General features: G+C 64.0%; 8 protein-coding genes. 7 read left to right on the top strand and 1 reads right to left on the bottom strand.

Annotated elements, in window-relative coordinates:
- Nucleotides 1-1,326: DNA topoisomerase (ATP-hydrolyzing) (locus ACU0BR_RS04080; protein WP_446155572.1), on the bottom strand; the 1,326-nt coding region annotated here is incomplete at its 3' end.
- A gap of 131 nt (nt 1,327-1,457) precedes the next feature.
- Between ACU0BR_RS04080 and ACU0BR_RS04085 the strand changes: the two genes are divergently transcribed.
- The 7 genes from ACU0BR_RS04085 (at nt 1,458) to ACU0BR_RS04115 (ending at nt 6,210) form a co-directional block, all read left to right on the top strand.
- Nucleotides 1,458-1,892, top strand: a complete 435-nt coding sequence (locus ACU0BR_RS04085; RefSeq protein ID WP_446155573.1) for an SH3 domain-containing protein — start codon at nt 1,458-1,460, stop codon at nt 1,890-1,892.
- 166 nt (nt 1,893-2,058) lie between these two features.
- On the top strand, nt 2,059-2,589 hold the full coding sequence (locus ACU0BR_RS04090) for an SH3 domain-containing protein (protein WP_446155574.1): 531 nt from the start codon (nt 2,059-2,061) through the stop codon (nt 2,587-2,589).
- A gap of 63 nt (nt 2,590-2,652) precedes the next feature.
- Nucleotides 2,653-3,489 (top strand): SDR family NAD(P)-dependent oxidoreductase, encoded by an 837-nt coding sequence (locus ACU0BR_RS04095; protein ID WP_446155575.1) that lies wholly within the window; start codon nt 2,653-2,655, stop codon nt 3,487-3,489.
- A 103-nt stretch (nt 3,490-3,592) separates the two neighbouring features.
- Nucleotides 3,593-3,802, top strand: a complete 210-nt coding sequence (locus ACU0BR_RS04100; RefSeq protein WP_446155576.1) for a twin transmembrane helix small protein — start codon at nt 3,593-3,595, stop codon at nt 3,800-3,802.
- Nucleotides 3,802-4,374: a cob(I)yrinic acid a,c-diamide adenosyltransferase gene (locus tag ACU0BR_RS04105; protein WP_446155577.1), complete on the top strand. Its 573-nt coding sequence runs from the start codon at nt 3,802-3,804 to the stop codon at nt 4,372-4,374. Before ACU0BR_RS04100 ends, ACU0BR_RS04105 begins: the two co-directional genes overlap by 1 nt.
- A 151-nt stretch (nt 4,375-4,525) precedes the next feature.
- A complete protein-coding gene (locus ACU0BR_RS04110) occupies nt 4,526-5,284 on the top strand; it encodes an electron transfer flavoprotein subunit beta/FixA family protein (RefSeq protein ID WP_446155578.1) in 759 nt (252 codons plus the stop codon).
- The gene (locus tag ACU0BR_RS04115; RefSeq protein ID WP_446155579.1) at nt 5,284-6,210 is read left to right on the top strand and encodes an electron transfer flavoprotein subunit alpha/FixB family protein; all 927 of its coding nucleotides are present in this window, start codon (nt 5,284-5,286) and stop codon (nt 6,208-6,210) included. The genes ACU0BR_RS04110 and ACU0BR_RS04115 overlap by 1 nt, the downstream gene beginning before the upstream one ends.
- Nucleotides 6,211-6,361: the final 151 nt, after the last annotated feature.

The raw sequence follows: 6,361 nt of genomic DNA on the forward strand, positions 1-6,361 counted from the left end.
GGCGAGCGGGGAGCGGTACTGGCTTTCGTCCATGGCGCGGGTGAGCGAGGCCTGGTGCGGTTTGCTCCAGTCCTCGTACATCAGCGCCGCCTTGGGGTCGTCGTCGTAGCGAATGATCTCGATCACCCTGTCGAGGTTGAGGAAGGCCGTGATCAGGCCCTGCAGCACTTCGAGCCGGTGGTCGATCTTCTGCAGGCGGTGCCGCGAGCGGCGGATCAGTACCTCGCGCCGGAAGTCGAGGAAGGCGCGCAGCACTTCCTTCATCGAGCAGACCTTGGGGGTCACCCCGTCGATCAGCACGTTCATGTTCAGCGAAAACCGCACTTCGAGGTCGGAGTTGCGGTAGAGCATGTTCATCAGAACGTCGGGCTCGACGTTCTTCGAGCGCGGTTCGAGAACGATGCGCACGTCATCGGCGCTTTCATCCCGCACGTCGGCGAGGATCGGCACCTTCTTGGTCTGGATCAGCTCGGCGATCTTTTCGATCAGCTTCGACTTCTGCACCTGATAGGGGATCTCGGTGACCACCACCTGCCATTGGCCGCGGCCCAGATCCTCCACCTCGTATTTCGCGCGCAGGCGGAAGCTGCCGCGCCCCGTGCGATAGGCCTCGACGATGTTTTCGCGCGGCTCGACGATCACGCCGCCGGTGGGAAAGTCGGGGCCGGGAACATGGTTGACCAGCGTCTCGTCGAAGGCGTCGGGCGATTTGATGAGATGCAGGCAGGCGTTACACAGCTCCGCGATGTTATGCGGCGGGATGTTGGTGGCCATGCCCACCGCGATGCCGCTGGACCCGTTGGCCAAAAGGTTCGGGAAGGAGGCCGGCAGCACCACCGGCTCGGTCAGCGTGCCGTCGTAGTTTTCCCGGAAATCGACGGCGTTCTCGTTCAGACCTTCCAGCAGCGCCTCGGCCGCCATGGTCATCCGCGCCTCGGTATAGCGCGAGGCGGCCGGATTGTCGCCGTCGATGTTGCCGAAGTTGCCCTGCCCGTCGACCAGCGGGTAGCGCACGTTGAAATCCTGCGCCAGCCGCGCCATCGCATCATAGATCGCGGCATCGCCGTGCGGGTGATAATTGCCCATCACGTCGCCCGAGATCTTGGCCGACTTGCGGAACCCCCCGCCCGAGGCGAGCCGCAGCTCCCGCATGGCATAGAGGATGCGCCGGTGCACCGGCTTCAGCCCGTCGCGGGCGTCGGGCAGCGCGCGGTGCATGATGGTGCTCAGCGCATAGGTCAGATAGCGCTCGCCGATGGCACGGCGCAGCGGTTCGGTCAGGTCGGTCGGAAGGGGGGCGCCAGGCACATCGGTGATATCATTCATGCCACCGTGATAGCGACGGGGTGACGACAGGTAAAGCAACGCCGCGAGGTCAATCGACTGTTTTTCCCTTTACGCAAAACTGCATTTGCGTTATTGCATTATTGAGCTTCTGGAAACGATAGGACCCCCTCATGCGCGCTTTGTCGTTTCTCGCAGTAGCAGCATTCGGCGCCATGTTCCTTTACGGCAATCCCGTTGCCAAATTGGCAAGTTCCGCCGATGCCTCCGTGCTGGAACAGTCGGATTATTCGCTCACCCGCAACGAGGGAACGGGCAGCCGCCTCGCCGTCTGGCAGATTGTGCGCACCAGCTTTCTGAGCCGCGCGCTGGGGGGCGCCGACGCCCGGCCTCACACCGTCGCGCAGCCGCAGCCCGAGCTATGGAAAGTCACCGGCAGCGTGCTGAATGTGCGGTCCGGCCCCTCGATCGTGCATGAGATCATCGGCAAGCTGCGCCGCGGTCAGGAAGCCGAGGTTCTGGGCGGCATCACCGGCGACTGGGCGACCATTCGCCTGGCCTCCGGCGACACCGGCTTTGTCAGCGCGGATTACCTCTCGCCGATGTGACCGGCGATCGGCGCGTTCTGGCGCGGCCGACCTGCCCGCCATGCCGGGACCCACATTTCAAACAGATTGTAAATTTGAAAAAAAATCCGGCCGGAAAATGAACTTTTTCCGCCGACCCGGGTTGTCAGTGCAGAAGCCAACAACAAGCCGAACCCTGGAGGTCACCATGCTGCGCCTGACTACACTTCTGATCGCTGGACTTTACCTGTCGCTCGCGATTTTCGGTCAGGACAATGGCCCCAAATCGATCGCCACGGCAACAATCCAGCCCAACGTGACCGCCAGCACCAAGGGCGCCAGCTTCACCCCCGAAATGAAGCAGAAAGCGATCGCCGCTGCAAGTGCTTCGCTGAAAGCGCCGAAAAAGGACGTGCTGGCCAGCATCGGCACGAGTGACGCGCCGCAGGGCTACATCTCCTCCATTACCCCCTCCGAGACCGCCCTCGTCGCCACGGAGGTCTCCGCCAAGGCCGAAGGCGCAGCGGACGACAAGCGGGTCTATGTGACCGGCACCGTGGTCAACCTGCGCAGCGGCCCCGGCACCTCGAACCCCGTCGTCGAAAAGCTGAAACTGGGTACGGCCGCGACGATCCTTCAGGAAATGGACAACGGCTGGGTTCAGATCCGTGACGAAACCACCGGGGTTCAGGGCTACATGTCGGGCCGCTTCGTCTCTCCGCAGGACCCGCGCGCCTGAGCCGCGGTTGCATCCGCCCGCAATATGCCTGAACGCTATGCCGATCCTGTCCAAGGGGTCGGCATGACTGATTCTAAACCCACCATTCTGATAACCGGCTGCTCCTCCGGCATCGGCCATGACGCGGCGCATCGGCTGACGCGCGAAGGCTGGCGGGTTTTCGCCGCCTGCCGAAAACCGCACGACCGCGACCGCCTGATTGCCGAAGGTCTCGAATCGGTCGTGCTGGATTACGCCGACGCGGCGTCGGTCGCCGACGCCTTCGCGCAGGTGATGCAGGCGACTGGCCACCGGCTGGACGCGCTGTTCAACAACGGCGCCTTCGCGATCCCCGGCGCGGTGGAGGATCTGCCCCGCCCCGCGCTGCGCGAGATCTTCGAATGCAATCTCTTTGGCCAATTCGACCTGATTCGCCACGCGCTGCCGGTGATGCGCCGACAGGGGGGCGGGCGGATCGTGAACTGCTCTTCGGTTCTGGGCTTTTCCGCCCTGCCCTGGCGCGGCGCCTATAACGCCACGAAATTCGCGATGGAGGGGCTGACCGACACCCTGCGGCTGGAACTGCGCGACACGCCGATCCGCGTGACGCTGATCGAACCGGGCCCGATCACGTCGCGCATCCGCGAGAACTCGATCCCGCATTTCGAGAAATGGATCGACTGGCGCGGCTCCGCCCGGGCGGCGCAATATCAAAGCACGCTTCTGCCGCGGCTATACAAAAACACCGGCCCCGATCGATACGAGCTGCCCGCCTCCGCCGTCAGCGACAAGCTGATCCACGCGCTGACCGCGAAGACCCCCAGACCGCGCTATTACGTTACCACCCCCACCCATATCGCGGGTATGTTGAACCGCCTGTTGCCCACGCGCGCGCGTGATTGGGTGGCCGGGCGATTGTAGATCCCCCGACCGTGGGGGGCTGCGACACTGTCGAGCGGGAAAACCGGTTCGCATCCGGCCCGAACGGCGATAAGCCGAAAGCAGACAAAGCGGAGCAAGCACCATGTTACAGGACCCCTTCTTCATCGTCGTCGTCATCGCCGTCTTCATTGTGCTGGGCATCCTGCTGTTCGGCATCGGCGGTTTCGCCAAGGGCGGCGAATTCAACCGGAAACATGCGAACCGGATCATGCGCTACCGCGTCATTGCCCAGGCCGTGGCAATCGCGCTGATCCTGGCCTTCGTCTATTTCCGCAGAACGGGCGCAAGCTGATGGTCGTCCTGAACAAGATCTACACCCGCACCGGCGATACGGGCGACACCGCGCTCGGCAACGGGGCACGCGTCGCCAAACACGATGCCCGCGTCACCGCATACGGCACGGTCGATGAAACCAACGCGACGGTCGGGCTGGCCCGGCTGCACGCGACCGGCGACATGGACGCGGCGCTGGCGCGTATCCAGAACGACCTGTTCGATCTGGGCGCCGATCTGTGCCGCCCCGACATGGAAAGCGACGCGACGGCGGACTACCCGCCGCTGCGCATGGACGACGCGCAGGTCTCTCGCCTGGAAAGCGAGATCGACGCGATGAACGCCGATCTGAAACCGCTGCGCAGCTTCATTCTGCCCGGCGGCTCGGCACTGGCGGCGCATTTGCACCTATGCCGCACCGTCTCGCGCCGGGCGGAGCGGGAGACCGTCAAGCTGGCGCAGGTCGAGCAGGTCAATCGCGCCGCGGTGAAATACCTCAACCGGCTGAGCGACTGGTTCTTCTGTGCCGCGCGTCACGCCAATTCCGGCGGCGCGGACGATGTGCTCTGGGTGCCGGGCGCAAATCGCTAGCCGGATTCGCGGCTGACGCGCCCTCCTGTCGCGTCACCCCCCGGAGCGGGTCGGTTTTGGGCTGTTTTTCTGGAAACCAAGCCGCTAAGTCTTCGCAAATGGAATATTGTTGCGCGGCGACATCCGTGCTCGAGCTGGGAGATAACGCAATATGAAGGTACTCGTGCCTGTCAAGCGCGTGATCGATTACAACGTGAAGGTTCGCGTCAAGGCGGACGGTTCCGGTGTCGATCTTGCCAACGTCAAAATGTCGATGAACCCCTTCGATGAAATCGCCGTCGAGCAGGCGATCCGCCTGCGCGAGGCGGGCAAGGTCGAGGAAATCATCGCGGTTTCCATCGGCGTGAAGCAAAACCAGGAAACGCTGCGCACCGCACTGGCGATGGGGGCCGATCGCGCGATCCTGATCGTCGCCGCCGACGACGTGCACCAGGATATCGAGCCGCTGGCCGTGGCCAAGCTGCTGAAAGCCGTCGTCGAGGCCGAAGAACCCGGGCTCGTGATTTGCGGCAAGCAGGCCATCGACAACGACATGAACGCCACCGGCCAGATGCTGGCCGCCCTGCTGGGCTGGAGCCAGGCGACCTTCGCCAACAAGCTGGACGTCGAAGACGACCACGCCATCGTCACGCGCGAAGTCGACGGCGGGCTGCAAACCATTAAGGTCAAGATGCCCACCATCGTGACCGCAGACCTGCGCCTGAACGAGCCGCGCTATGCCTCTCTGCCCAACATCATGAAGGCAAAGAAAAAACCGCTCGATGAAAAGACGCCCGAAGACTACGGCGTCGACGTTTCCAACCGGCTGGAGATTGTCAGCACCACCGAGCCCGAAGCGCGCAAGGCCGGTCAGATCGTCGGCTCCGTCGATGAGCTGATCACGAAACTCAAAGAAGCGGGAGCTGTGTGATGGCTGTACTTCTTCTCGCCGAGGTCACTGACGGCGAACTCAACATGGACGCCACTGCCAAGACCGTGGCGGCCGCGCAAGCGCTGGGCGACGTGACGGTTCTGTGCACGGGCGCAAGCTGTTCCGCCGCAGCCGAGGCGGCATCGCGCATCACCGGCGTCGCCAAGGTGCTCTGCGCCGAAGACGCGCTCTACGGGCACCGGCTGGCCGAGCCCGTCGCCGCGCTCGCCGTGTCGCTGGCAGGGGAATATTCCCACATCCTGGCGCCCGCGACGACCGATGCCAAGAACATCATGCCGCGCATCGCCGCGCTGCTGGACGTCATGGTCATCTCTGACGTCTCGGGTGTGATCGACGGCGATACGTTCGAACGTCCTATCTATGCGGGGAACGCGATCCAGACCGTCAGATCCTCCGACAAGGTCAAGGTCGCGACCATCCGCACCTCGACCTTCGACGCGGCGCCCGAAGGCGGCTCCGCCCCGATCGAACAGATCGGCGCCGGGGACAACCCCGCCCTGTCCGAATGGGTGGAAGACAAGGTCGCGGAATCCGACCGGCCCGAGCTGACCTCGGCCGGCGTCGTGGTGTCGGGGGGGCGCGGTGTCGGCTCCGAAGAGGATTTCGCCCTGATCGAAAAGCTGGCCGACAAGCTGGGCGCCGCCGTCGGCGCCAGCCGCGCGGCGGTCGATTCCGGCTACGCACCCAACGACTGGCAGGTCGGGCAGACCGGCAAGGTCGTGGCGCCGGGGCTTTATTTGGCGGTCGGCATCTCGGGGGCCATCCAGCACCTGGCCGGGATGAAAGACAGCAAGATCATCGTCGCGATCAACAAGGACGAGGAAGCACCGATTTTTCAGGTGGCCGATTACGGCCTCGTGGCGGATCTGTTCACCGCCGTCCCGGAACTGATCGAAAAGCTCTGATCCCCGCGATACCGACGATCCAAGGCCCGCCCATCCGGCGGGCTCAGACCACTGACAAGCCCCGTCATTTTGGCGGGGTTTTGTTTTGCTGTGTGAGGTTCGGAGCTGGATCAGGCCGTCCGTGGCGCGCCGGTCCAGAAGGCCATCGCGA

The sequence above is a fragment of the Brevirhabdus sp. genome (assembly GCF_052826345.1).

Bases quoted from the DNA above. Each gene is read 5' to 3' on its own strand.
- ACU0BR_RS04105 (WP_446155577.1), top strand. From the start codon at position 3,802: ATGGTCGTCCTGAACAAGATCTACACCCGCACCGGCGATACGGGCGAC.
- ACU0BR_RS04100 (WP_446155576.1), top strand. From the start codon at position 3,593: ATGTTACAGGACCCCTTCTTCATCGTCGTCGTCATCGCCGTCTTCATT.
- ACU0BR_RS04115 (WP_446155579.1), top strand. From the start codon at position 5,284: ATGGCTGTACTTCTTCTCGCCGAGGTCACTGACGGCGAACTCAACATG.
- ACU0BR_RS04085 (WP_446155573.1), top strand. From the start codon at position 1,458: ATGCGCGCTTTGTCGTTTCTCGCAGTAGCAGCATTCGGCGCCATGTTC.
- ACU0BR_RS04110 (WP_446155578.1), top strand. From the start codon at position 4,526: ATGAAGGTACTCGTGCCTGTCAAGCGCGTGATCGATTACAACGTGAAG.
- ACU0BR_RS04095 (WP_446155575.1), top strand. From the start codon at position 2,653: ATGACTGATTCTAAACCCACCATTCTGATAACCGGCTGCTCCTCCGGC.
- ACU0BR_RS04090 (WP_446155574.1), top strand. From the start codon at position 2,059: ATGCTGCGCCTGACTACACTTCTGATCGCTGGACTTTACCTGTCGCTC.